Annotated in this window: 23 protein-coding genes; 8 read left to right on the forward strand and 15 right to left on the reverse strand. The window is 44.8% G+C overall.

Annotated features, from left to right (window positions below; translation table 11 throughout):
- Window positions 1–104 precede the first annotated feature (104 nt).
- Window positions 105–1,538 carry a 3-isopropylmalate dehydratase large subunit gene (gene leuC / locus E0H88_RS01685; protein WP_092819076.1) on the reverse strand — a complete coding sequence of 478 codons (1,434 nt, stop codon included), beginning with the start codon at window positions 1,536–1,538 and terminating at the stop codon, window positions 105–107.
- A gap of 248 nt (window positions 1,539–1,786) precedes the next feature.
- Window positions 1,787–1,978: a hypothetical protein gene (locus E0H88_RS01690; protein WP_131272869.1), complete on the reverse strand. Its 192-nt coding sequence runs from the start codon at window positions 1,976–1,978 to the stop codon at window positions 1,787–1,789.
- A 201-nt stretch (window positions 1,979–2,179) separates the two neighbouring features.
- On the opposite strand from E0H88_RS01690, the gene E0H88_RS01695 reads away from it, so the two are divergent.
- The 3 genes from E0H88_RS01695 (at window position 2,180) to ovoA (ending at window position 5,831) form a co-directional block, all read left to right on the forward strand.
- Entirely contained in the window at window positions 2,180–2,422 is a 243-nt protein-coding gene (locus tag E0H88_RS01695; RefSeq protein WP_092819078.1) for a DUF2061 domain-containing protein, read from the forward strand.
- 202 nt (window positions 2,423–2,624) lie between these two features.
- A complete protein-coding gene (locus tag E0H88_RS01700) occupies window positions 2,625–3,497 on the forward strand; it encodes a LysR family transcriptional regulator (protein WP_131272870.1) in 873 nt (290 codons plus the stop codon).
- Between the two features lie 147 nt (window positions 3,498–3,644).
- Window positions 3,645–5,831: a 5-histidylcysteine sulfoxide synthase gene (ovoA, locus tag E0H88_RS01705; protein ID WP_252151964.1), complete on the forward strand. Its 2,187-nt coding sequence runs from the start codon at window positions 3,645–3,647 to the stop codon at window positions 5,829–5,831.
- Between the two features lie 312 nt (window positions 5,832–6,143).
- Here ovoA and E0H88_RS01710 read toward each other — a convergent pair whose 3' ends face one another.
- Window positions 6,144–6,389: a DUF2789 family protein gene (locus E0H88_RS01710; protein ID WP_092819081.1), complete on the reverse strand. Its 246-nt coding sequence runs from the start codon at window positions 6,387–6,389 to the stop codon at window positions 6,144–6,146.
- 273 nt (window positions 6,390–6,662) lie between these two features.
- Window positions 6,663–7,313 (reverse strand): HAD family hydrolase, encoded by a 651-nt coding sequence (locus E0H88_RS01715; RefSeq protein ID WP_086195301.1) that lies wholly within the window; start codon window positions 7,311–7,313, stop codon window positions 6,663–6,665.
- Window positions 7,314–7,495: 182 nt separating this feature from the next.
- Between E0H88_RS01715 and E0H88_RS01720 the strand changes: the two genes are divergently transcribed.
- Window positions 7,496–7,972, forward strand: a complete 477-nt coding sequence (locus E0H88_RS01720) for an RNA pyrophosphohydrolase (protein ID WP_086195300.1) — start codon at window positions 7,496–7,498, stop codon at window positions 7,970–7,972.
- A gap of 88 nt (window positions 7,973–8,060) precedes the next feature.
- Entirely contained in the window at window positions 8,061–10,358 is a 2,298-nt protein-coding gene (ptsP, locus tag E0H88_RS01725) for a phosphoenolpyruvate--protein phosphotransferase (protein WP_131272871.1), read from the forward strand.
- 7 nt (window positions 10,359–10,365) lie between these two features.
- Here the strand turns inward: ptsP and E0H88_RS01730 are convergent, their stop codons facing one another.
- From E0H88_RS01730 to E0H88_RS01745, 4 genes are all read right to left on the reverse strand, one after another.
- The gene (locus E0H88_RS01730; protein WP_092819084.1) at window positions 10,366–10,557 is read right to left on the reverse strand and encodes a DUF7230 family protein; all 192 of its coding nucleotides are present in this window, start codon (window positions 10,555–10,557) and stop codon (window positions 10,366–10,368) included.
- A gap of 162 nt (window positions 10,558–10,719) precedes the next feature.
- On the reverse strand, window positions 10,720–11,100 hold the full coding sequence (locus E0H88_RS01735; protein WP_131272872.1) for a YkvA family protein: 381 nt from the start codon (window positions 11,098–11,100) through the stop codon (window positions 10,720–10,722).
- A 208-nt stretch (window positions 11,101–11,308) separates the two neighbouring features.
- The gene (locus E0H88_RS01740; RefSeq protein ID WP_131272873.1) at window positions 11,309–12,538 is read right to left on the reverse strand and encodes a transposase; all 1,230 of its coding nucleotides are present in this window, start codon (window positions 12,536–12,538) and stop codon (window positions 11,309–11,311) included.
- Window positions 12,539–12,692: 154 nt separating this feature from the next.
- Window positions 12,693–14,360: an acyl-CoA dehydrogenase family protein gene (locus tag E0H88_RS01745; RefSeq protein WP_131272874.1), complete on the reverse strand. Its 1,668-nt coding sequence runs from the start codon at window positions 14,358–14,360 to the stop codon at window positions 12,693–12,695.
- A gap of 94 nt (window positions 14,361–14,454) precedes the next feature.
- Here E0H88_RS01745 and E0H88_RS01750 point away from each other — a divergent pair, with 94 nt between their 5' ends.
- Both E0H88_RS01750 and E0H88_RS01755 read left to right on the forward strand, forming a co-directional pair.
- Entirely contained in the window at window positions 14,455–15,057 is a 603-nt protein-coding gene (locus E0H88_RS01750; RefSeq protein WP_131272875.1) for a TetR/AcrR family transcriptional regulator, read from the forward strand.
- A gap of 110 nt (window positions 15,058–15,167) precedes the next feature.
- Window positions 15,168–16,745: a hypothetical protein gene (locus E0H88_RS01755; RefSeq protein WP_131272876.1), complete on the forward strand. Its 1,578-nt coding sequence runs from the start codon at window positions 15,168–15,170 to the stop codon at window positions 16,743–16,745.
- A 137-nt stretch (window positions 16,746–16,882) separates the two neighbouring features.
- Here the strand turns inward: E0H88_RS01755 and katG are convergent, their stop codons facing one another.
- Window positions 16,883–19,075, reverse strand: a complete 2,193-nt coding sequence (gene katG / locus E0H88_RS01760) for a catalase/peroxidase HPI (protein WP_131272877.1) — start codon at window positions 19,073–19,075, stop codon at window positions 16,883–16,885.
- Between the two features lie 369 nt (window positions 19,076–19,444).
- Between katG and E0H88_RS01765 the strand changes: the two genes are divergently transcribed.
- Window positions 19,445–19,846, forward strand: coding sequence for a DoxX-like family protein (locus E0H88_RS01765; protein ID WP_131272878.1), 402 nt, complete (start codon window positions 19,445–19,447; stop codon window positions 19,844–19,846).
- Between the two features lie 5 nt (window positions 19,847–19,851).
- Here E0H88_RS01765 and E0H88_RS01770 read toward each other — a convergent pair whose 3' ends face one another.
- The 6 genes from E0H88_RS01770 to hcaB all read right to left on the reverse strand — a co-directional run bounded on the left by E0H88_RS01770 (window position 19,852) and on the right by hcaB (window position 26,493).
- Window positions 19,852–20,907, reverse strand: a complete 1,056-nt coding sequence (locus tag E0H88_RS01770; protein WP_131272879.1) for an MBL fold metallo-hydrolase — start codon at window positions 20,905–20,907, stop codon at window positions 19,852–19,854.
- Window positions 20,908–20,982: 75 nt separating this feature from the next.
- Complete coding sequence (locus E0H88_RS01775) at window positions 20,983–21,921, reverse strand: cation diffusion facilitator family transporter (RefSeq protein WP_131272880.1); 939 nt, start codon at window positions 21,919–21,921, stop codon at window positions 20,983–20,985.
- Between the two features lie 268 nt (window positions 21,922–22,189).
- Window positions 22,190–23,092, reverse strand: a complete 903-nt coding sequence (locus E0H88_RS01780; protein WP_131272881.1) for a DMT family transporter — start codon at window positions 23,090–23,092, stop codon at window positions 22,190–22,192.
- Between the two features lie 308 nt (window positions 23,093–23,400).
- Complete coding sequence (hcaD, locus tag E0H88_RS01785; protein WP_131272882.1) at window positions 23,401–24,633, reverse strand: 3-phenylpropionate/cinnamic acid dioxygenase ferredoxin--NAD(+) reductase subunit; 1,233 nt, start codon at window positions 24,631–24,633, stop codon at window positions 23,401–23,403.
- 11 nt (window positions 24,634–24,644) lie between these two features.
- Complete coding sequence (locus tag E0H88_RS01790; protein WP_131272883.1) at window positions 24,645–25,607, reverse strand: 3-carboxyethylcatechol 2,3-dioxygenase; 963 nt, start codon at window positions 25,605–25,607, stop codon at window positions 24,645–24,647.
- Between the two features lie 70 nt (window positions 25,608–25,677).
- Complete coding sequence (hcaB, locus tag E0H88_RS01795; RefSeq protein ID WP_076752999.1) at window positions 25,678–26,493, reverse strand: 3-phenylpropionate-dihydrodiol/cinnamic acid-dihydrodiol dehydrogenase; 816 nt, start codon at window positions 26,491–26,493, stop codon at window positions 25,678–25,680.

Here is a 26,493-nt window from a genome sequence, read left to right on the forward strand (position 1 = left end):
CAATAAATCCGTAACCTCTCCCTAACCCTCTCCTACAATGAGAGGGAACTCCTTCTCTTGCGCCATGATATGGCTCAGGAAGAAGGTTGGGATGAGGGCTTAAACTAGAACGTACGTACGTCAACAAAATGACCGGCAATCGCTGCAGCAGCTGCCATCGCAGGACTCACCAAGTGCGTACGACCGCCATTGCCCTGACGACCTTCGAAGTTACGGTTAGAAGTTGAGGCACAGTGCTCGCCCGGTTGCAATTTGTCAGCATTCATGGCCAAGCACATTGAACAGCCCGGTTCACGCCATTCAAAACCTGCATCCAAGAATACTTTATCCAAGCCTTCAGCTTCAGCCTGCTGTTTCACCAAACCAGAACCCGGAACCACCATGGCCTGTTTAATTGAAGCAGCCACTTTACGGCCTTTAATCACTTCAGCAGCAGCACGAATATCTTCAATACGCGAGTTGGTGCAAGAACCGATAAATACGCGGTCTAACTGAATGTCTGCCAATGCCTGACCGGCATTTAAACCCATATATTGATAAGCACGGGTCCAGTCATTGCGTTGCACGTCATCTTTGGCCTGTTCCAAGGTTGGAACTGCTTGGGACACCGGAATCACCATTTCAGGAGAAGTCCCCCAAGACACTTGCGGTTCAATCTCTTCACCCTGTAACACCACCACAGTATCGAAATGCGCGCCTTCATCAGAGTGCAAGGTATTCCAGTAGGCAACAGCGGCATCCCACTGCTCACCTTTCGGTGCATAGTTGCGGCCTTTCACGTATTCAATGGTTTTGTCATCCACAGCGACCATACCGACACGGGCACCGGCTTCAATCGCCATGTTGCACACGGTCATACGACCTTCAATCGACATGTCACGGAACACCTGACCGCCAAATTCAATCGCGTGACCAGTACCGCCTGCAGTGCCAATTTTACCGATAATCGCCAATACCACATCTTTTGGTGTAACGCCTTGGCCCAATTTGCCATCAACACGCACCAACATGTTCTTCATTTTCTTTTGAACCAGGCACTGGGTTGCCAATACATGTTCAACTTCTGAAGTCCCGATACCGTGCGCCAAACAGCCAAATGCACCGTGAGTTGCCGTATGCGAGTCACCACACACCACTGTCATGCCCGGCAAAGTCAAACCTTGCTCAGGTCCAACCACGTGCGCGATCCCTTGGCGAATATCGTTAATATCAAATTCAACAATATTGAAGGTTTTACAGTTGTCATCCAGGGTTTGTACCTGGATACGCGAAGTGTCATCTTCAATACCGGCAATACCCTGCTCACGCTCGGTTTTTGAGGTGGGTACGTTATGGTCTGGCGTGGCCACATTGGCACTTAAACGCCAAGGTTTACGACCTGCCAGCTGCAAACCTTCAAAAGCTTGGGGCGAAGTTACTTCATGTAATAAATGACGGTCGATATAAAGTAAGGCTGAGCCATCATCGCGTTGTTTTACTAAATGGTCATCCCACAATTTATCGTATAAAGTCTTTGCTTTTGGGGTATTGCCTGCCATGTCGACGCGCTCCATAGAACTGGGTAATGCTTTCATTAACTTCGATTATAACCACGTATTTACATAAATCTAATTTATCATTTTTATTAGTTTAAAAACTTTTTGGAATTAATTTTGACCGTATTTAAACCCTGCATTTTGGCAAAATTTCATCCCTTCAGTTTTTAAACCAGACGGCAATCTCCTTATGCTCATGCTCAACAAATGAAAGGCTTTAACGCTGCCTGCAGGGAGTACCCATGCTGAATTTAACCCGACGGTTTTTGTTTCGCATCTACCAGCTGTTCAATCGCCCGGATGAGTTCTGCTTTCGCTGCACCGCATTGGGCAGCCGCCTGATTTTCATCATCTTCATCATCGGCAATTTCATAGACCTGACTGCGTTTTTCTACCGCTTCTTCAAAAATATCAAGAAGGTATTTGATGTGTTTAATATCCATGATGTTCACCCTTCCAGAAAAGTATCTCTAGACATATCTCTCTAGGCGATACCGTTCCCCTGTTGTTGTATTGATTGTTCAGTTGAACCAGCCAAATAATTTATAAAACCGATTAAAAACATAAAAATGTTCGTTTTTACAAATTAAATAAGACTGATTATCATTTAGCTATATCCCGAGGCAAAGATTGAGGAACACCCCATGGCTCATATCCAAAAATTTGTGAATAACAACCAGCGTATGTTCAAGAAAACCTTTAGCTATTACATTATGCACATCACCATTGCCATGTTGGTCGGTTATTTCGTCACAGGAAGTATCTGGATGGCAGTGACCTTGAGCTTGCTTGAGCCGACCATTCAGGCAATCGCGTTCTTCTTCCATGAAAAAATCTGGGAAGCCAAACCGGTGAAAATGCAGAACAGGAACAACGCGGCCATCTAAATATTTCCGGGCTATAGAAATATCATGGGTTCCTGTTTTCCGCTTTCCAAGCATCACTTCATTGGCATGAGGTGATGTTTTATTTTTAGCTGTTAAGTTCACATCTGCATACATTTTTTCCGGTCTTTTTTAAGATGAAATGCCCCTTTGATATAAAAATATTTTATAATTATTTAATTTTCATATAACCAGATATCTCCTTATGAATCTTGCTGCCTTTGAAGCGTTCATTAAAGTCATGGAAACCGGTTCTATTTCTATGGCTGCCGATTTATTGTTTATTACCCAGCCTGCTGTGACCAAACGCATTCATAGCCTGGAAGAATATTTTGGCGTAAAACTGTTTGAGTCTGCCGGCCGCGGTGTTCAGGCGACTCATGCCGCACATTCTTTATTGCCTAAAGTGAAAAACTGGCTCAATGAACTGGGCGATATTCATCATACCCTCAGTCACGAACAGGAACAGGTGCAAGGCAAGCTGAAAATTGGTACCAGTCACCATATTGGTTTGCATCACCTGCCACAGCACTTGCGCAATTATGTGCAAAAATTTCCGGATGTGACCTTAGATGTGCATTTTGTTGACTCGGAACAGGCACATGAACAGGTACTGGCAGGTGATCTGGAGCTGGCATTTTTGACCCTTCCGCCGCAAGGTGATGAACGCCTGAGTTACGTGACCATCTGGAATGATCCGCTGGTTTTCGTAGCAGCACCTTTTCATCCACTGGCACAAAAAAAACATTTGAGCCTGGAAGATCTGGTTCAGTACCCGAGCTTACTGCCAGCATCGCAAACCTATACCACGCAAATCACCTTGGCCGAGTTTGAAAAGCAGAGGGTAAAACCGAAAATCACCATGAGCAATAACCCGCTTGAGTCTATCCGCATGCTGGTTTCTATTGGTCTGGGCTGGTCGGTATTACCAAAAACTTTGCTGAATCAGGAACTGCAACTGCTGGATATTAATGTGCAAATGCAACGTCAACTGGGCATGGTCTGGCATCCGGGTCGTACCCAGTCACGTGCCGTACAGGAACTGGTGGCCATGATGCAAAACACCCATCCCAGCTAAAATCTGCTTTAACGCTGCATCTGCCTGGATGCAGCATTTTGTTACCTAAATCCTCAGTACAGTGGCACAGCTTTCGAGTACTTTTAAATAAAACCAATAAAACATGATGTTTTAAAGGTATAAAAGAAATCGATGGAGTGTGGCCGTATGTTAAGGGATTCATTATCTGTACTATCTCAAAAAGACCAATCTTTGGCCTCTTCTCATGATTCCGGCATGTGGCAAAATGCGAAAGTTACGCTGCTGCCTACTCCCAATTTAAATTTTGCTGATGAAGCGACTGCGCGACATACTTTGCGTGAATATTTCCTGAATACTTTTGACAGTTATGAATTGCTGTTTGACTGCCTGAAAAATGATGAAGCCTATTACCTTCGACCCATTTCTTTACGCCATCCGCTGATTTTTTATTTTGGTCATACGGCGACCTTTTTTATTAATAAACTGCTTTTGAGCAAACTGATTCACGCACGTTTGAACCCAGAGCTGGAAAGCATTTTTGCTGTCGGGGTCGATGAAATGAGCTGGGACGACCTGAATGAGCAGCATTATGACTGGCCGAGTGTAGAAGAAGTCCGGGCTTATCGTGGCCAGGTACGGACACTGGTCCTGAATCTGATTGAGCATGCCCCCCTGACGTTACCTTTGAACTGGAACCATCCGTGGTGGTCGATCCTCATGGGCATTGAACATGAACGGATTCATCTTGAAACCTCCTCGGTCCTGATTCGCCAGCAGCAGCTGGACTATGTATACAACCATCCGCAGTGGCGTGCCGAGCTTATGACTGGAGTTGCGCCGGGAAATGCCCTGATTGCTGTTCCTACAGGACAGGTCAACCTGAACAAGACTTTCGACAGCAACTTTTATGGCTGGGACAATGAATATGGCCGGCATCAGGCGGATGTGGCTGCTTTTGAGGCTTCACAATATCTGGTTTCCAATCAGGAATTCTTGAGTTTTGTGGAAGATGGCGGTTATGCCTCTGACCGTTACTGGACAGCAGAAGGACAGGCCTGGCTGAAATTTTCTCAAGCCCAGCATCCCAGCTTTTGGCGAAAAACATCTTCAGGCTGGTCACTGCGTTTGATGCTGGAAGAAATTTCCATGCCTTGGGACTGGCCGGTAGAAGTGAATTATCTTGAAGCCAAAGCTTTCTGTCACTGGAAAGCCGAGAAAACCGGCCAAAGCATTCGCTTGCCCACAGAAGATGAGTGGTACCGGCTGTATGATGTGGCCGGGTTGCATCCTGATCTGCCCAGTCCTGAACAGGCCAATCTCGAACTGAAATATGGAACCAGTCCCTGCCCGGTCAATCATTTTCAGCAGGGTGATTTTTTTGATATTCAGGGCAATGTCTGGCAATGGACTGAAACTCCAATTTACCCTTTTGACGGTTTTCAGGTACATCCTATCTATGATGATTTCAGCACCCCAACCTTTGACGGGCAACATAATTTAATCAAAGGCGGTTCCTGGATTTCTGCCGGCAATGAGGCTTTACACAGCTCACGTTATGCTTTCCGCCGGCATTTTTTCCAGCATGCCGGATTCCGTTATGTCGCTGCTTCTCAAGAGCCTCAGCAGTTTCAGTCGCAGTATGAAACGGACCAGATGATCTCGCAATATCTGGAATTTCAGTACGGCGCAGACTATTTTAACGTGCCCAATTTTGCCCAAAGCCTGATCAATATTGCACACCCCTATTTTAAGAATATTACTACCGAGAAGGCATTGGATATCGGTTGTGCTACGGGTCGGGCCAGCTTTGAACTGACAGCTTATTTTGATCAGGTCACAGGCCTGGACTTTTCCGCACGCTTTATTCAGCAGGCGGTACAGCTGGCGCAAGGAGAAACGCTACGCTACACCCTGCCGATTGAAGGGGAACTGGTGGAATATAAAGCCTGCAACTTAAAAGAGTTAGGCTTAGATCAGCTTTCGCATAAAGTCGATTTTTTCCAGGCCGATGCCTGCAATTTAAAGCCTCATTTTAGCAATTATGATTTTATTCTGGCTGCAAATTTAATTGACCGCCTGCATCATCCCAAAGATTTCTTAGCCGAAATCCATCAGCGTTTAAAACTGGGCGGGATTTTAATGCTGGCCTCCCCCTATACCTGGCTAGAAGAACATACTGCACGTGCTAAATGGCTCGGGGGCTTTAAGAAAAATGCGGAAAACTTTAGTACGCTGCAAGGTATTACGGAACTGTTGCAAGCGCATTTCGAAATGCTGGATGAACCTCAGGATGTGGCATTTGTGATTCGTGAAACCGCGCGTAAATATCAACATACCCTATCCCAAGTCACCTTATGGAAACGGGTCAGGTAAATTCTTAGTAAAAAGACAAATCTGTTGATTAACTCCGGTCATTTAAGAGATTAGACTTCTTTCATAAATCATCTTTGAAATTCAAAGTCGGTATTAGATTCATGAGTGTGGCATGGATGCCACACATTTCCCATCACGACAAGGATGTCGTGTATGGGAAACAAAAGGTTTTTGTTTACTTTTGACCTTTCAAAAGTAAAAAGATTGCCTACGCGAAGGCAAAAAAACTAAATCAATCAAATGAGGCCGTGCTGATTTAAGAAAATCTAATATTAAACATTTTTTGATTGTAGCTTTATTTCGCTTTGCTCTTTATCGGATCACTGAATCTTCATGCAGCGATTCATTCAACTGGTCAACAATAATCGCCCATGAACCATCGGACTTGATTTTTTCTGCCAAAAACTGGCGCTGCGCTTCGGTCCAATATTCGGCTTCGGTAATCTGGGTCTGGGCATTGAGTTGATGCGTAGCAATAAACAGGGCAATCGCCTCTTCACTGGAATCTAATCCTAACTGCTCAAAAAGATTGGTCATTCTTGGACGTGTTTGGCTCATTTTGATCTCCTGTTCTTATTCAATTTCAAACAATAAATTTTGTTTTTTACCCTTGTGCTTTCATTCTAATATACGGCAAAGGCATACTCATGGTAAGGCTTATTTTATCGTCCCTTAGTCGATATATAACCCCGTCAACCCGGTTCAGCAGATCGGTAGCAACCCTCTTCCAACATGCAAGGATTTCGGTGCAATCCATTTTTTATTTTTCACGATTAAAGTGGAGAGAACCGCCCTATTCCGTAGGCTCTCCCCTCCGTCAAAACAAATTGCCTAAATTGACCAGTCCTGAATTTCCCAGTTTTGTGCTTTGGCCAAAGCCTCTAAACGCTCATCCGGATTGACCACAATGGCATGGTCGGCATATTCCAGCAAGAAACGGTCATTGAATGAATCTGAATACGCCCATGACTCATCAATATCGCGCCCTTGCAGCCATTGTTCCAGACGGATCAATTTACCTTTTTGATAACACGCAGTATTGATGACTTTACCGGTATATTTGCCATCCACCACTTCTGCATTGGTGGCAATAATTTCAGTAATACCAAACTCGTGAAAAATCGGTGCCGTAATAAAATCGGAGGTTGCGGTAATCCCGACCAGCTCGTGTCCTGCATCACGGTGTTTTTGAATGGCAGCAAAACCTTCTGGGCGCATTTGTGGACGAATAACCTTTTTCATGAATAATTCATGTAATTCAGTCAAATAATCATTATCATGCTGGGTTAAAAATTCAAAGACGAATTCGTTATAGGCAATCGGGTCAAGTTGCCCTGCTTTATAGTCCTCATAAAATTTGTCATTCATTTGACGGTGTCGGATTGGATCGACTAAACCCTCGTTTACTAAAAACTCACCCCATGAATAATCTGAATCGGTATTTAATAAGGTGTGGTCGAGGTCAAATAAAGCCAATTTCATGAAAATACTCGTAAAAACTGAAATTTAAGAAAAAAATTGTAAATCTATCTCCGCTAGTCGATAGAAATTCGTTAAGATCATAGCAATTTTTAACATTTAAGCTGTGCTTTTTTTCGAGATGGATATAGAAATAACAATCCCCGAACAAAAAGCCATACATTACAGAAAATTTAGGTAGCCAAATGATCGACTCAGAAGGTTTCCGACCGAATGTCGGGATCATTTTGGCAAACGACATTGGACAAGTTTTATGGGCAAAACGCATTGGACACAATGCTTGGCAATTTCCGCAAGGAGGGATCCAGTTTGGAGAATCCCCCGAACAGGCACTTTATCGTGAGCTGAGAGAAGAAGTTGGCTTATTGCCCGAACATGTTCAAATTGTAGCGCAAACAAAAGGTTGGCTGCGTTATCGTTTGCCGCAAAGATATATACGTCCGGATTCGGACCCGGTGTGTATTGGTCAAAAACAGAAGTGGTTTTTACTCCGGCTGACAGCGCCAGCAAAGCATATTCAGCTGGACCTGTCAGACCCACCCGAGTTTGACCAGTGGCAATGGGTAAGTTATTGGTACCCATTGGGTCAGGTCGTGAATTTTAAACGCGATGTATACCGGAGGGCGATGGTGGAACTGTGTCAGCAGTTACCCTCGCTCTAGCTCGAAAAAATTGCATGAAAATGCAGATTTTTTAGTAGCATGTTGTTATAAATAAAAACAGTTTTAAACTTATTTTGGAGCAGATTTTATGTCGAATATGCAACTGGACACCTTAAGACGCATTGTGCAAGAAATCAATGCGTCCACCAGTTTGCATGAGTCACTCGACATCATGGTCAATCAGGTTGCTGAAGCCATGCACGTGGATGTCTGCTCCATTTATCTGCTGGATGAACGAAACCAGCGTTATCTGCTTATGGCTTCTAAAGGGTTAAATCCTGAAGCTGTGGGACATGTCTCCTTACATACCAGCGAAGGTCTGGTGGGACTGGTGGGACAACGCGAAGAAATCGTCAATCTGGATAATGCACCAAAGCATGAACGCTTTATGTACCTGCCGGAAACCGGAGAAGAAATTTATAATTCCTTCCTCGGTGTTCCGGTGATGTACCGCCGCAAGGTGATGGGCGTATTGGTGGTGCAAAATAAGGAACCGCAAGATTTTAGCGAAGCAGCGGAATCATTCCTGGTCACCCTGTGTGCCCAGCTGTCCGGTGTGATTGCCCATGCTCATGCCGTGGGTAATATCGATGTGTTCCGCAAGCCAAGCAATTTGCCTGCTTATAAAACTTTTCAGGGCGTTTCCGGTTCAGGCGGGATTGCTTTAGGGCGTGCCGTAATTCTCTATCCGCCTGCCGATCTGGCTGCTGTGCCTGATCGCGAAGCAGATGACATCAGTGAAGAACTGGCTCTTCTGGATGCCGCATTAAATGCCGTGCGTCAGGAAATTCAGGCACTGGATGAAAAAATGCAGGATGCCTTAATGGCTGAGGAACGGGCTTTATTCAGCGTGTTTTTGCGCATGCTGGATGAAAACTCCCTGCCTGCTGAAATTAAGGCTGAAATCCGCGATGGGAACTGGGCACAGGGTGCTGTACGTATTGTCATTGATAATCACATTGCCCTGTTTGCACAAATGGAAGATGACTATTTACGCGAACGTGTGTCCGACCTGAAAGATCTAGGGCGTCGTATTCTGGCCTTTTTGCAGGAAGCCGATGCCAGCCATCGGGAACTGACCGATGAAAGCATTCTGATCGGGGAAGACATTTCAACCGCGGCACTGGTTGAATTACCGGTGGATAAAATTGCCGCAATTGTCACTACCGAAGGTGCCATGAATTCACATATGGTGATTGTGGCACGTGCCCTGGGCATTCCAACTGTGGTCGGTGTGACTGAACTGCCAATCAATACCCTGGATGATGTCGAGATGATTGTCGATGCCCATCAGGGACGTGTGTTTATCAATCCACCGCGCCGTTTGCGTACCCGCTATAAAGAAATCCAGAAAGAAGAAGAACAGCTGGCGAAAGACTTAAAGCAATACGAAACCAAAGATGCCATCACCCCAGATGGCGTTGCAGTCAAACTGTTTGTCAATACGGGTTTAATGATTGATGTCGTTCGCGGCGTACAGCGTGGTGCCAAAGGCGTCGGTTTATACCGCTCTGAAATTCCGTTTATGCTGCGTGACCGCTTCCCTGGCGAAGAAGAACAGCGTGCCATTTACCGCCAGCAACTCAGCCACTTTGCCAATAAACCTGTGGTGATGCGTACCCTCGACATTGGTGCAGATAAAGATTTACCGTATTTCTCGATTGAAGAAGAAAACTCGGCGCTGGGCTGGCGCGGTATCCGTTTTACCCTGGATCATCCAGAAATTTTTTCTGCCCAGATTCGTGCCATGCTCAAAGCCAGTATTGGATTGAATAACCTGCACATTTTACTGCCCATGATCACCAGTGTCAGTGAAGTGGAAGAAGCCCTCTATCTGCTGGACCGTGACTGGACCGCAGTGCAGGAGGAAGAACAGGTCAAAATTACCAAGCCCAAAATTGGCATTATGGTTGAAGTTCCGAGTGTGCTGTTACAGATTGAAGAGTTTTCCGAACTGGTAGATTTTTTCTCGGTCGGTTCAAATGACTTGACCCAGTATTTACTGGCGGTTGACCGCAATAACCCTCGGGTTGCCAATGTCTACTCGCACTTCCATCCGGCTATTTTACGCGCTTTAACCCGCTTGGTTCAGGAATGTCATAAATATGATAAACCGGTGAGCATTTGTGGAGAAATGGCTGGCGACCCATTGGCAGCGGTACTATTGATGGCGATGGGCTTTAATACCCTGTCGATGAGTTCAAGCAATATTTTGCGGGTGCGTAAAGCCATTTGCCATGTCCCTATGACCGATGCCCAGGAACAGCTGGAACGTGTATTAAAAATGAGTAACCCACTAATGGTGAAAAGCTGGATGGAATATTACTTCAAGACCCATGGTCTGGGGGATATGGTGAAATCTGCAACCCGTATTTTGGGTGCTTAAAATGGGGTTATAGCACAGCAAATACCGTGCAAGAAAAAGGGAGATAATCATTTGAGTATCTCCCTTTTTTGTGCTTGTCATAGCCACGTTTTGCATTTTTCTTGCGGTCTACAAACACCTGGCTTTTGTTGACCTCATGCATGTGTTTTGCCACAAAGTTGTGAATCACCACTTCTGGCAGTGCTTTTTTCTTTGCCATTTTACTCACCTGTTTTCATGTACCATCCGGATTGGACAGCAAGCTGATATTACGCTTTTTTGTACAGAATTCAAGCGGTTTTTGCAGCGAGATACATTTTATATAAAAATTAACTATTTCAAATACTTAATCTTATATTTTCAGTCTTTATCTACCCAGCTATTACAATTTCTGCATATTTAAAAAATGCATGGTCAAATAGGCCAAAAAAAGCAGCCAGATTAAAATAATCACCCCTGCCGCCCAACGGTTGACCGGCCATTCTGCCAATAGCGAGGCACGAATTCTGCAATCGTCTAGAATTTCTTGTGGTGTCAGCTTGATCACCAATAACAGTCCCAAGGGCACAATAATAATATCATCCAGATAGCCCAGCACCGGAATAAAATCGGGAATCAGGTCAATCGGCGATAGCACATATGCCGCAACAATCAGCGCCAGTATTTTGATCCAGACAGGTGTGCACTGGTCTTTAGCCACCAGCCAAACCACCAGAACATCTTTTTTGATGGTTTTGGCCCATTGTTTAATTTTTTGGTACATACAGGTAATGAAAATCAAAATTTCATAATGACATGTTAAATAGGTTTTCTTAAATGAATATAAATTTTGCAGTTTCAACCTTATGCTTGTGCAAGCCTTAGCAAAGTAGAATTCAGGGAAGCGAATAGAGATCTGGCTAATGTATAAATGAATCGTCAATTCAAAATGAAAATCCCCTCTCCTTTTAGGCATAGGTATCTACACATCTTTAGGCACCTAATGCAATGGTTGCAATTTCATTCAGTTCATCTATTGAATATTCTGAGAGCAGTTGAAGGGTATTCAGTAAAATCGAAAGTCCTGCCAAGATGGCAGGCGCACTTTCTATCTTGCCTCTTTTCTGCTGTCTGCCTGATAGACGAGTCAGAAATGCACGGACTTGCTTATTTTTTTCATCCGTACAGCGTTGTACTCTCCACGTCAGCACACATGCCATACAGCTAATCAGCAATCGCCTTAAAATCGCTTCAGGGGTAGTCTGAAGCCATGCTTCAATATCATGGCCTGCATGCTTGAGCAGCTTGAAATAGCACTCAATCGTCCAGCGCCAGTAATACCAGATCGTCAGCTCTACCGCATCAATCTCTGAAAGAACGTTGCTGATCAGTGACCATCTTGCGACGGTTTTATCCTGAGCATCTTTAACCACTGCAACAATTAATCTTGCTGCAATCGCTTCACCTGGCTGGGGAGCAACCCGTTGGCCTGAATCATCTTTTTTCTTTGGTTTTGCTGCACGGGTGAGCCGAACATCGGTTTCTCCAACATGAAGCATGTGTTGATTACCCTTATAAGAAATCGGCTGAACCTGCTGCGTTTCTACCCGTTCTGCGACTTCTGCAACTTTGCATATTTTACCGTGATGCTCAATCCGATTTCCTTCCTTTGCTCGAATGAGCCATTGAAAACCATGACCGCTTAACTCCCTCAGGTGAGCAATCGAGTCACCTTCACGGTCAATGATATGTACGCAGGTTTTCTCAAGAGGAAAGTGTTCAACTTTTTGAATTTGTTCAGCAAGGGAATCTAAATGCGGTTTACGCCCAGTATGGTGTTCATTGAATGTGGAATAGCAGCCGGAGGCATCTGATAGCGTCTGGGCCAGCGGAGCAATGGGCAGTCCCGAGGCTGCATCAACCAGTAGACTGGTTTGCAACTCATAGCCTGAATCATACTGATGGGTTCTTTGAAGCCTTTGGGTTTTATGATTGTGTTTTACATATTGCAGCTGAGACCAGTCATGAACGATCAATGCATAGCGATGCTGTGACGAGTTGATCTGCTCACATGCAAGCTGTTCAATCGGCTGGTTTAACTGGCTAAAAGAAATCTTGTCATTATTCAGGAATCGCCAGACTGCTTGTGTCGTTGCGAAACTCGACTTTTGGGCAGAAGCCAGGTCTTTGATTGCGGGAGCAAGTGAAGCGAGAGGATTCATATTGAGCTTTACAAGGCTGTTATAGCGTTTAACCAGACGCTGATCTAAGCCAGAGATGTTAAATTGAAGAGCATGCTCTTCAATTTAACGCAAAGCTCGGGATTTGTGTAGATACCTATGCCTTTTAGGAGAGGGTAAGGGAGAGGTATAAAAATTATTTTTCTTTAGCCAACGCCCTTTCCAGTACCCGTTCCACATCAACCTGCTGCGCAGCAAGCATACCTACCACTCGGCCATGAAATTCGCTATAGCGCGTTTGAATAAAAGCATCCGCCACATAGTCCGGTGCATAACGTTTCAATAAAACAGCTTGAGCCAAAATGACCAGACGGCTGACCAGACTACGCCCCATAAACTGCAAGTCATCAGCAGATTGCTGCAACAGTTTGAACAGGCTTTGTAATTCATTTTTCAAGGTTTCATCTTCTAATGCAGTTGATGCCAGATCTTTAAACAATAGCTCAATCGATTCAGGTTCACGACTGATTGCACGCAATACATCGAGGCACATGACATTGCCCGACCCTTCCCAAATGGTATTCACCGGGGCTTCTTTAAAAATACGCGCCATGATGCCGTTATCGACATAGCCATTGCCGCCAAACACCTCCATCATCTCGCCAGTCAATTCAACAGCACGCTTGCAGATCCAGAACTTGGAAGCCGGGGTCATGATTCTTTTCCATGTCAAAGACAGGGCATCGTCAGTTTCATAACAATGCGCCAGATGAAAACTTAAATGCATCGCGGCTTCGGTTTCCAGGGCTAAATCCGCGAGTACTGCTTGCATCAACGGCTGTTCGGCTAAATGTTTGCCAAAGGCTTTGCGTTGACGGGTATAGGCAATACATTGCACTAAAGCCTGACGCAGCATGGCGGTACTGCCCACAGAACAGGTCAGGCGGGTGTAATTGGCCATTTCAATAATGGTCGGAATACCACGCCCTGCCTCACCCATCATGATGCCCCAGGCCTCTTTAAATTCGACTTCGGAACTGGAATTACTGCGGTTGCCGACTTTTTCTTTTAGTCGCTGCACATGAATATTATTTTTTGTGCCATCTTCCAGCCAGCGCGGCACAAAGAAACAGGCCAAGCCATCCTGCTCGGTTTTCGCGACGACCAGATGAGCATCACACATCGGCGCGGAGAAAAACCATTTATGCCCGGTCAGTAAATAGGCCTTACCCCGGCCTGATTCAGCGACAGGAACAGCTAGGGTTTCATTGGCCCGCACATCGGAACCGCCCTGCTTTTCGGTCATGCCCATGCCCAGCCAGATCGATTTTTTCTGGGCAATCGGCAGGTCACGTTCATCATATTCGGTGGATAATAATTTTTCGCCAATTTTGGCCCACAGTTCAGGTTCACGCTGCATTAAGGGAATGCTGCCAAGCGTCATCGATGTTGGACACAGACTGCCGCATTCGACCTGTCCGCTTAAGTAAAAACGCGCTGCCCACTCCACCCATTTGGAGGAAGATGCAGCATGGTTAAATGGATGTGCATGGCTGTCAAATTTGCGGTTTAGCTCCATCCATTTGTGCCAGGCAGGATGAAACTGAATGTAATCTTTACGGCGACCGCGTGTATCGAAGGCATGCAGAATGGGCGTGTGCTTATTGGCTAAATCGGCATATTGATAATATTCGGCGGAGCCGACCACTTTGCCCATATCACACAAGGTTGCTTGATCATGGCTGCCATAACGCTTCAATATTTCATGTAAAACCGTATCGGATGAAAATAAATTGTAATCTTGCAGTTCATCAAACTGGTTGCTGATTTGATGGGTCATCCATGTCTGATTCGATGTATTCATCGTCTATATTTCCTGCTTGTTGTTCTGGGCTTTTCATTCCAGTATAGAGAAAAATTCGCCACAGCATGTTCGGCTTTATTGAGTCTAATTTTTTATGAAAAATCCACAGATACAGGTACGGCGTAAGCCACGCCAGTCACGGGCCAAGCTGACTCAGGAAGCCTTGCAGGACAGTTTTGTTCGGCTTTTGCATGAGCGTGCTGCACATGACATTACCATTCGGGAGATTACCGATTTGGCCGGTGTGGGTTTGGGTACGTTTTATGAATATTTTTCCAAAAAGGAAGATTTGATTGCGCTGACCATTCACAGACATGTGAAAAACAATGCCGAGGACTTAAAAACTTATGCACAAAGCCTGATCAAGTTATCCACAGATATGGCTCTGGATGATTATTTAAAACAGGTGATTCATTACCAGCTTGAGCAGATTCAGGCACAGCAGTTCTTATGGGCGCAGACTTTTTTGCTGGAACGGCAGATTTCCAATATTGAAAGTTATCGTAAAAGTTATGAGATGATGGTGCAGATGTGGCAAAGCATTCTTTCACCTTTTATGGAAGATACTGAACAACTGAAACGGATGAGTTTAAATGTACAACGGGTATGTTATGGCTTTGTGTCGCAGACGTTATTGATAGAGCCTGAGTTTGGAGCGTGGCGACAACTTGAAAATAGTATTTGGCAATCTATTTGATATAAATTACTTTAGATATGATTTTTATCATATTTTTATCAAAAAGATAGGTTTACTGATTAGGAAAAAAATTATTTAATACTGAAAATACTCATTAGAACATACTTGAGATGGCTAGACCTAAATTGATTAAAAATACTTACCGCTCTACTTATCGAGGGAAAATATCTATTGAGGATGCCCAAAAGCATCAACAATTTATTGATGATATGAAAAAAGATGCTTCATTTTACTATTTAGATCACATTGAGAGCTCAATGATTCCACATAGTATGCTTCATAAAATCATTCAAAAATTAAAAATGAAACAAAATGATAGTCTCTCTTTACCCGAAAAAAACTATCTAATTCGCCAAAACCTTAATGCTTTACATAATTTTATTGAAGGCAAAATATCTTTTAATCAATATAAGAAGGAGGCGAATAATCATGCACGAAAGGAGTATCTTAAAAACCAAGAAACAGACAAGATCCAGCAAGAACAATTTAAAAAAGAAGTGATTGAAAGACAAATACAGCAAGAAAAACTCACTCAAGAGAAGAAAGATAAAAAACGTATTGAAGCTGAAAAACGAAAAATCATCGAACTCGATGATTTAAAGAAAATACAGGAATTAAAAACTGACCTAGTAACGGAAAAGGCTTTACTTGTAAAAAATAAAACTCATCAAAATGATGTACACACTTTTGAAAATAAACTTTTAGCCTTATGCCAAGAGTACTTTTTAGATATGTCAAAGTCAGAACTAGCTATAACGAATCGTTCACAGGATATTTTAAAAAAATATAGAGAAAAACTGAACTTAAGCAAATTCGAAAAAGCTTATATTAATGAATATATTCTCAGATCGTTAAATAGTTTTCTGCCCGAATTTCAGAAAAAAATTATAAGTAAAGTTGAAGCAGAAAGACTAGCTGAAGAAAAGATTTTTCAAGAAACGTTAAAAAAAGAAGCTATTGAAAAACAAAAACGATTTGAATCAGATCCCATTTATATTGCAAAACAAAAATTAAAATCTTTACTTAAAAAATATGATATTGATGAATATTTGCTCAACAAATTACCAAAAGAACTTTCAGAAATTTTAAATAAACTAGATAACCAAATAAGGCTTTCTGAAGTCGAAGCAGTTTGGCTGAATACAGCAGACAAACAATTCTTTACTAGTAAAGTTCGCCATACATTCCATCGCTTAGAAGCAAATTATTATTTACAAGAATATAAAAAGAATACTAAGAACATTTGGAATGCTATCAATGCGAGTAGCCACTTAAGGAAATGTCAGGCAAGTTTTGAATCTGAAGAACTTTTAGAAAAAATTGAGTATAAGCAGCTTAAAGACAAAAATTTGTTATCGGCTTTCTTTACAACCTTTGGAGGAGTAAGACGTGACCTTCATAAATACAAAGTTGCTATTGAGCACGCTCTTAAGGCCCATCACATAACTCCCGAAAATTATCGCCCATGTACATTATTAGGCGCTATTTACATGGAAACACATCAATATACATTGGGGCATGAGTGGTATGAAAAAGCAAGTAAACGTGGAGCAACTGATCAATCCATTAATGCCGATCTAAAAAGTATTCTTTCTAAGATGGATAAAGTTAAACGTAATGAAATGATAGATCATTTGCTGAAATTAGATCCTCAGACATATTCATGGCTAAAGTCTCTTAAAAAATAGCCTTAGTTAGTAATCCTCAAACTGTACAAAACAATATTGAGAGGTCAGCTAGAACTGCAAAGAAAGTGTCCTAAATTTGGATTTCTTTACTCCATCAAAAAACCGCCGTAAGGCGGTTTTGTACATCTCAATGCAAATTATTTCTTCACATCAAAACGGTCTGCATTCATCACTTTGGTCCAGGCGGCAACAAAGTCTTTGACGAATTTTTCTTTGTTGTCATCTTGCGCATACACTTCTGCATAAGAACGCAGAATCGAGTTCGAACCGAACACCAGGTCCACACGTGTTGCAGTCCATTTCGCTGTACCCGTTGCACGGTCTACAATCTCATAACGGTTTTTGTCAACCGGTTTCCAGTTATATGCCATGTCAGTCAGGTTCACAAAGAAGTCATTGCTTAACACGCCTTCACGGTCTGTGAACACGCCTTCTTTCGCACCCGCATAATTGGTTCCCAGTACACGCATACCACCGACCAGTACCGTCATTTCAGGTGCAGTTAAACCCAGTAACTGAGCACGGTCTAACAGCAATTCTTCAGGTTGCGCAGTGTAGTCTTCTTTTAGCCAGTTACGGAAACCGTCGTGTTTCGGCAACAAGTCTTCAAATGAATAGACATCGGTTTGCTCTTGAGTGGCATCCCCTCGTCCCGGCGTGAATGGAACTTGAATGTCCACACCCGCAGCCTGCGCCGCTTTTTCCACCGCAGCCGTACCGCCCAGTACAATCAGGTCGGCAATGCTGACTTTCTTCTCAAGACCAGCCTGAATTTCTTCAAGTTTCGCCAATACTTTCGCCAGACGTTCAGGTTCATTGCCCACCCAGTCTTTTTGCGGAGCGAGACGGATACGTGCACCGTTCGCACCGCCACGGTAGTCCGAACCACGGAAAGTACGCGCGCTGTCCCATGCGGTGTTGATTAACTCGGCAGTGCTTAAACCGCTGTTTAACAGTTTCGCTTTAAGTTCTTCAACTTCTGCTTCAGACAACACGTAGTTCACCGATGGAATCGGGTCTTGCCAGATCAGCTCTTCATTCGGCACATCGGCACCTAAATAACGCGATTTTGGTCCCATGTCACGGTGCGTCAGCTTGAACCAGGCACGAGCAAACACTTCCGAGAAGTACGCAGGGTCTTTGTAGAAACGCTCTGCAATTTTACGGTATTCCGGATCGACTTTCAGCGCCATATCGGCATCGGTCATCATCGGGTTACGGCGCACATTTGGGTTGTGAGCATCAACAGGTTTGTCTTCCTCTTTGATGTTGATCGGTTCCCATTGTTTCGCACCTGCCGGGCTGATGGTTTTTTCCCACTCATAGGTGAACAATAAATAGAAGAATTCATTGTCCCATTTGGTTGGATGCGTGGTCCATGCCCCTTCCAGGCCACTGACCATGGTATTGGCGCCATTGCCCGTACCTTCAGGGTTATGCCAGCCTAGGCCCTGGAATTCGACATCCGCACCTTCAACATCTTTACCCAGCAATTCAGCCTTGCCGTTACCGTGCGCTTTACCAATGGTGTGACCACCTGCCGTCAATGCCACCGTTTCTTCGTCATTCATGCCCATGCGGTCGAAGGTCACGCGCATATCCTGTGCAGTACGCAGCGGATCCTGTACACCATCCACACCTTCAGGGTTGACGTAAATCAGGCCCATCTGCACCGCAGCAAGCGCATTGTCCAATGACTTACGGTCCTGGTCATTTTCATAACGGTTTTTGGTGGCATCCAGCCATTTCTCTTCAGCACCCCAATTGATATCTTTTTCAGGATGCCAGATATCTTCACGGCCACCGCCAAAACCAAAGGTTTTCAGGCCGGCTTCTTCATACGCCACTGTACCGGCCAGGATGATCAGATCGCCCCAGGAAATTTTATTGCCGTATTTACGTTTAATCGGCCACAGCAGACGGCGGCCTTTATCGGTGTTGACGTTATCTGGCCAGCTGTTGAGTGGCGCAAAACGCTGGTTACCGGTATTGGCACCACCGCGACCGTCCTGCTTACGGTAAGAACCGGCCAGGTGCCAGGCCGTGCGCACGAACATGCCAATATAGCTGCCGTAGTCCGATGGCCACCAGTCCTGACTGCTGTTAATCAGTTCGCGTAAATCCTGTTTCACTGCTTCCAGGTCCAGTGAATTGAATGCCTTGGCATAATCGAAATCGGGATCTAGCGGATTGGTTTTTTTGTCGTGTTGAGAAAGAATGTCGAGATTGAGCGCATTCGGCCACCAATCCCGGTTTGAGCGGGCAGCGCGGTGATCCGTACCGGATTGGTGAAAAGGACATTTTCCTGCAGCTTGTGTGTCATTATTCATATCTAAGCTCCAAATCTAATCACAAAACCATCATTGTGATGAACCGTTAAAAATTTCTAACTCATCTTCAAAATAGCTGTTTTTTATGACAATAGAAAGCAAGTTATATGAATGAAAACAATCGAAAAAGCCTATTCTAAAACGGGAATAAAAACAGGATTAATCAACCTTCACAACCAGAAGTGGAATTTTTAGAACTGCATTATCAATTCGCGATAAAGATCATCAGGATTTGAGATTTTGGACCATATTTCTGATTAAAAATAATATGCTATATTGAGGCCATAACAAGCAAGAATCCTCCAGCATGTTGATCAAGCAGGATCGCTACTGCTGAGAACAGACCGCATATTCTGGAACCTGCCATTCGTGAATCATAAGCCCGTCTTGGAAAAGCCTCTTCGACTGATTCAAATCACCCTTGCTGTTCTTTGGATTTATCAGGGTTTGATACCCAAAATACTGTTTCAATCTCATGCAGAAATCGCCATTTGGCAGAACCTGGGCTTAGAACTCCCTCTGGCAAAAATGGCGGTTAGCCTGTCGGGCGTGATTGAAATGGCATTTGGATGTAGTTTTCTGCTTTGGCAAAGAGCCGTCATTTTGCATCAGCTGAATATTCTGGGTTTAGCCGGATTATTAGGGCTGATTGCCCTCACCGATCCTATGCAACTCAGCACGGCGTTTAACCCGGTCGTGATGAATATCGCCATGCTCGTTCTTTCAATGCTTGCCATTCAACTTTTAAATGTGAGCAAACAGCAAGCTTAAAAAAATCAAACCACCAGACGCCGTCCTTCCCGTACACAGATAAACGGTGTCATCAGTTTGGAAGTATTTTTCATGGCAATCTTTAAATCAATTTCCGGTTGTTCCCGACGTTCATCGGTCAGTTGAAAGGTTCGGTAATGAATGGCCAGCGAACATTTGGAATGCAAATCCTGATGCGCCTGGAAAGCCTCCTGCGGGTTCATGTGTGTATAGCCCATCAACTCGCGCGGTTCATACGCCCCTATCGGCAACAGCGCGACACGCGGTGCCCCCAAACGGTTTTGAATCTCTTTAAAATGCGGTGAGTAGCCGGTATCTCCGGCAAAGAAACAGTGATCTTTGCCATGCAGCACTGAAAAACCGCCCCAGAGTGCCCGGTTTTGATCACGTAAGCCGCGACCTGAAAAATGCTGTGCCGGCGTATAAATAATTTTTAACTCATGCAATAAAGACGATTGCCACCAGTCCATTTCCAGCACATAAAAACTTTTCGGCAAATACCACGCGTTGCCCAGCCCGGTATAAATCGGCATGGCAAATTTCTCATGCAGCCACTGCAAGCTGGCCAGGTCCATATGGTCATAATGGTTATGGCTGAGCAATACCGCATGAATGGTCGGCAATTCTTCCAGAGCAATGCCTGCCGGAATCACCCGCTTGGCACCTTTGCCCGGTGCAGGGCCGGCATATTCGCACCAGACCGGATCGGTTAATAAATTATAAGGCCCGATCTGCAACAGTACCGTTGCATGGCCCACAAACCACACTTGCCAGTCATCCATACTGGCGTTGGGACGGTTCTGGGGAATGGCGCGTTTGCTGGCATGGAATTCGGCATGTTCTTTGTTGATATCGACATTCCAGGTCGATGACTTGCGGGTGAGCAGCCATTTGATCAGCTCGGCCCGTCCACGTCCTGCTGGACTGGGCAAGGCATTGAAGAATCGATCACCGTTATGATGATTCGAATACATAAACTTGAATGAAGGCTGACGCCAGGTATGTGACCAGCATGATTTGGTCGGGAGTTGAAAGTGTAATTGCTCAGGCTTCTGCTTCATGTCCATTCAATTTCTTAGTGTGACCTCAACCTTCAGAATCCGATATTCTGAATGCTGCGCCATATATATCACGTTTTATTCCAAACGTCCTTGCATACGTTCCAACCACACCTGTTTAGTTTGCGGTTTGATAAACAATGCCACAATTTCCGGATGAATCTGTTTGATTTTCGCTTCAATTCTGTTGACGCAGGCTTCGATGTCATCCGAACTCAAATTGTCTTCAAATTCCAGACTTAAGGAAGCAAGCACCTGATGCGCGCCCATCTGTTCGGTCAGCACACCATTGGCCGACTGAACCGCCTCATCTCCCTGCGCAATCAACAAGATGTCATTACGCAATTTTGGATCGGCCGTTTCACCCATCAATAATCCCTTGGTTTCACGGGCCAATAAAATGGCAGAAATTGCCAATACTATCCCAATCAGGATCGAAGCCACGCCATCCAGTTCTGGAATATTCAAGGCATGGGCCAGATAGATCCCGATCAGGGCAATCAGCAGACCACATAACGCGGCAGTATCTTCAAACAGTACGGTAAAGGTGGTGGGGTCTTTGCTGTGTCGAAAAGCCTCGAAATAACCTTGCTTGCCTTTCACCTTACGGAATGCTTTTAAGGCCACCAGCCAGGAGGTGCCTTCACATAAAATGGCGATGCTTAGCACAATATAGTTGATAGTGGGATTCAGCATTGCTTCAGGATGCAGCACATGTTGTATGCCCTGATAAATCGACACAATCGCACCCAGTGCAAAAACCATCAATGCCACAATAAAAGCCCAAAAATACAGCTCACGACCATAACCAAAAGGATGCTTATAGTTGGCGGGCTGCTGGGATTTTTTCATGCCATAGAGCAGCAAAATTTCGTTCAGTGTGTCTACCACCGAGTGAATAGCTTCACTGAACATGGCCGAACTGTTGGTGATATAGGCGGCCACAAACTTGACCAGTGCAATTGCCAGATTACCTGCCAGTGCTGCATAGACCACAATCTTATTCGAATCAGACATTCAAATTTGTCCCGGGTGTTTTTTTGTCAAGCGTTGTTATTATCAAATAGATCTATTTGATTTTTATAGCTCTTTGCATAGTACTCAATGTTTTTGTTGTCGTGGTTTATTCTTTTGTTGTTTTTAGCGTAACTGTTGATTATTTCGCCAGTAAGTATATTGATGTTTCATGTGAAACGCTGTGATGAAATATGATGCATTTTCACAATTCACGCAGATTGCAAGCTCATAAAAAGGAAGCCTAAACTTCCTTTTTTATCCTGTTGTATTAACGCAGCTTAGAAAAATACTGCTGGCGCCATTCTTTCCAGAAGTACAGCACAATCCCGAACATCACCATCACAATCCCGAAAAAGGCATTCGGACTGATATGTTCATTATTCAAGGTGGCACCCAAAACCAGGGCAATCACCGGCGTCATGACATTACTCAAGGACACGGTCGAGGCATTCAAACGCTTGATCAGCCAGAAATAACACAGCATGGCCACAATGGAAGACATGATCATGGTAAAGATAAAACCAATCATCGCCCGTCCGCCAGGCATAGCCGTTGGAAAATGCTGCCAGATAAACGGAATGATCAGCAGCGAACCCACCGCAGAAACAATAAGTGAACCGGTCGCCTGGGACATCGGTTTGAGTGGAGCATTAATCTGTTTGACCCAGAAAATCGAGCTGATATAGGACACCATGCTAATCAGCATCAACACCACACCAAGCGGATTGATTTTACTGTCGGCAGAATCGGCAAAGACAAAGCTCAGGCCGGAAACCGCAATCGCCATACCCAGCCATTGCAGCCAGATCAGCCTTTGGGTTTTTAAAATCACATGGCCGATCAGGCCTGCAATTAAAGGGGAAAAACCGAAGATCAGTGCCATTAGCCCTGAAGTCAGATAATTGGCGGCCAGATAGATAAACAGCTGCGCACCAATTAAATTAAGGCTGCCTGCCACATAACTTTTCAAAGAAGTCGAATCAAAAGGCAGCGGGTCACGCATCAGCTTTAACAGGAACAGGGCAATGACCGACGCGCCAAAATAGCGGATGATCAGCACCCACATTGGATGGACTTCCTGCACGCTCCAGACAATTGCCAGTGGCGTAGTGGCCCAGATAAATACCAATAAAGCGTAAATACTTGCCATGACCGGCAGTGATGATTTCATATCATTCTCAAAAAGAATTTGAATAGAATTGATAATAAAGGCGTTCGAAATATACAGTGCCAATAGAATATCGTGACTAGCGGCAAGGATGCCGCTCGCTGAACTGGGGTATAGGGATATACCCTCAGTTCAGCAAAGGATTTTTGTCACCTTGCGCCATGTATGGCTCATCCTTCAAAAGTGAAATACTACCTACGCAAAGTTTTAACAGACTATGAACGTCAATTGCGGTTGTGCTGTTTTTTAAACCACGCATAAAAAACAGACCTATGCAAGCATAGGTCTGTCCAGAAATATCTCAATAAAACTTAAGCAACTTTGCGTAAATCAAGGCTTAAATCAAGATGTTTTTCTGCCTCAAAAGCGGTATTTTTGCTGATCATTTTTTTCAAATGACGCATTTCTTTCGCGGCATTGACCGTAATACCGGCAACGATTTGACCATCGGTCACACCGTACATGACGAATGAATTTTCTGCGCCTTTGGCTGCATCCATTTCACCGCGAATATGCCATTCAGCTGCAGCCATATCGCCCACAAACTGGAAGTTGATATTGAGCTGATCGGTCCAGAACCAGGCCGGATTTGCTTTCGGATGCTCTACACCCATCACGTGACGTGCGAAAATGCCTGCCTGAAGGTTGGCATTTTCCCAGGTTTCAACACGACGGTGTTGGCCATCTTCACGAAGCTGGGTCGCAACGTCACCTGCTGCATAAATATCAGCATTTGAAGTCTGGCAGTTTTCATTGACCTGAATCGCAACATCCACGTCCAGACCGGCATCTACTGCAAGCTGTGCATTTGGCACAATTCCAATCCCGTAAACCACCGCGTCGGCACGAAGTTCTTCGCCACCTTCAAGAGTCACAACCACTTCTTCACCGTCTAACTTGCAGTCTGCAATCTTGGTTTCAAGACGTACATCCACACCATTTTGACGATGCTGCTCAAGCAGGAATTCGCTCAGGATACGTGGTGAACAACGGCCCATGACCATAGGACCCATTTCAATCACAGTCACCTGGCAGTCTTTGTAACGTGCCGATGATGCCAGCTCAAGACCGATCACACCACCACCGATCAGAATCAAACGACGGCCCGGTTGCAGCACAGGAACCAGCGCTTGAGAATCTTCAAGGTTACGCAGGGTATAAACGTGTTTGCCCAAAGCATCGAAGTTCGGTAAACGGCGCGCTGCACCACCGGTTGCAAGAAGCAACTTGTCATAAGCAACAAGGTCACCATTTTGAAGCTCAACCGTTTTCGCCTCGGCATTGATTTTCACCACGCCATTGCCACGAATGGTTTCCACACCCAAATCTGCCAGTTTTTGTTCTGACAGAATTTCGATTTTGGTTTCCTCTGGCTTTAAGATCACGTCTTTAGACAAAGGCGGACGCTCATAAGGCAGATGTGTTTCATCACCCACCAAAATGATTTTGCCTTCGTATTTGTTGGCACGGAGTTCTAAAATGGCGCTAGCACCAGCTTGACCAGCACCGACGATAACGATGGTTTCGATAGCATTTTGGCTCATGGGTTTAATCCTTATTTCAATTCTGCAGATACGATGCCGAAGCCCGCAATCCACTCACTAATATCTTCGTAGCAATGAGTTGTCATTTCATACTCACCGACTTCATGTAATGCAGCAAAAGCAGCCATCCAGGAACGGACTTCCTGACCACCACGGCCACCCTCGACACGAATTTCAGCTTCCGTCATCGCTTCAATGGCCGCAAAGTCTGCTTTCTTGAAAGTTTCAAGCAATGCACGATCCCACTCAGGGTTCAACGGCACTGCAACAGATTTATCACCGGCAGCCAGTTTTTGACCCACTGCGATAATTTTTGCCTGGCGGTTATTACGTGATTCTTCAGACGGGTTACGGCCACAAATCAAGAATTCTTCCACTTCTGGAGGCACTGAGCCCATTTGCGGCGTTGGTGGATCATGGGAAAGACCGCCTGTACCCAGTACCAGTACACGTTCATTTTCCAGGTTCAATGACTTGATGAACTGACCTACCGCACGGCCCAAAGCCACTGTACGTTTAGTCGTTGGCATTGGTGTAGCCGCACCATTGATGAAAACCGGAATGGTTGGATAACGGTCGAGCTGACCGCCACACAGGAAATGCAATGGCTGAGTCACGCCATGATCGGCTTGCATACGATATGAGTACGCAACATCCACACCTTCATCCAACACACGACGCACTAGATTAAGGGCTGTTTCTTCAGGCACATTAATGTGGTCATTGTCTTTACCGTAATCCCAGTCCCCTGCTGCTTTGGCACGAATACCCACGCAGAAGCTTGGCATCAGGTCATAGAAGAAGCCATTAAAATGGTCTGGACCAAAAGTAATGATTAACGTTGGATTATAGTCTTCAACTTCTTTGGCAAGTTTGGCAAAAGCTTCACGAACGGCTTGTTCTTTATGCTTTTCTTGCGGTGAAGCGAATTCCATTAATGGGCTGTGCGACGCACAAATAAGTTTAACGGCCATGAGAGACTCCAGAACGGAAGGTAGCCCAGAACAGGCTACCGAGTAAGTCCATTACATTTCAGACTGAATTTTATTCGTCAAAGAAACCTGCACGTGGTTGACGTAAACCACGAATACCCAGACCACATTCAGCGTTAATTAACACACCGGTCAAAGGACGGTTGTTTTGACGAGATGCCAAGAGCACGTATGAACCCGTCATGTCTTCCGGTTCAGGCAAGAAGTTCAGTGGCATACCACGTGCAATTTTCTCAGGATCGCGGGCATCCAGCAGGCCAAGATTTTCCTGACCCAATGATGCCGCACCTTTGATATTCACATTCATACCTGACGGTGCAACAGCGTTCACTCGTACTTTAGGCGCAAGTTCGTAAGCCAGTTCTTTCATAATGCCGACCCCTGCATGCTTAGATGCTGTATACACGGGGCCTCCGCCTGCCGAGTACAGTGCAGAGTTAGACAAAGTAAATATGATAGAACCTTCAGAAGCTATCAATGCATCCAGCGCAGCTTTAGCACCCAAGATGAGTGACTTGGTATTAATGCCCATGATTTCATCAAAGGCTTTTTCCAGTTGCTCACCCGATGTATTGACGATATCTGCATAATGATCCCAGATACCGGCATTGCCAACGAAACAGTCAAGCTTGCCGAAGCGCTCAACTGTTGCGTTTACAGCACGGACGTTGTCTTCATAGCTGGCCACATCACCTGCGATCGCAAGCACGCGGTCACCGAAATGTTCTTTCAAAGCATCAACTTTTGACTGTGAACGTTGAAGAACCGCAACTTGTGCACCTTCTTCCAGGAAACGTTCAACCAGTGCCCAGCCTAAGCCTGAACCACCACCAGTGATGAGTGCAACTTCGCCTTGTAGCCAACCCAT

The organism is Acinetobacter sp. ANC 4216 (assembly GCF_004331195.1).
Lineage (GTDB): Bacteria > Pseudomonadota > Gammaproteobacteria > Pseudomonadales > Moraxellaceae > Acinetobacter > Acinetobacter kookii.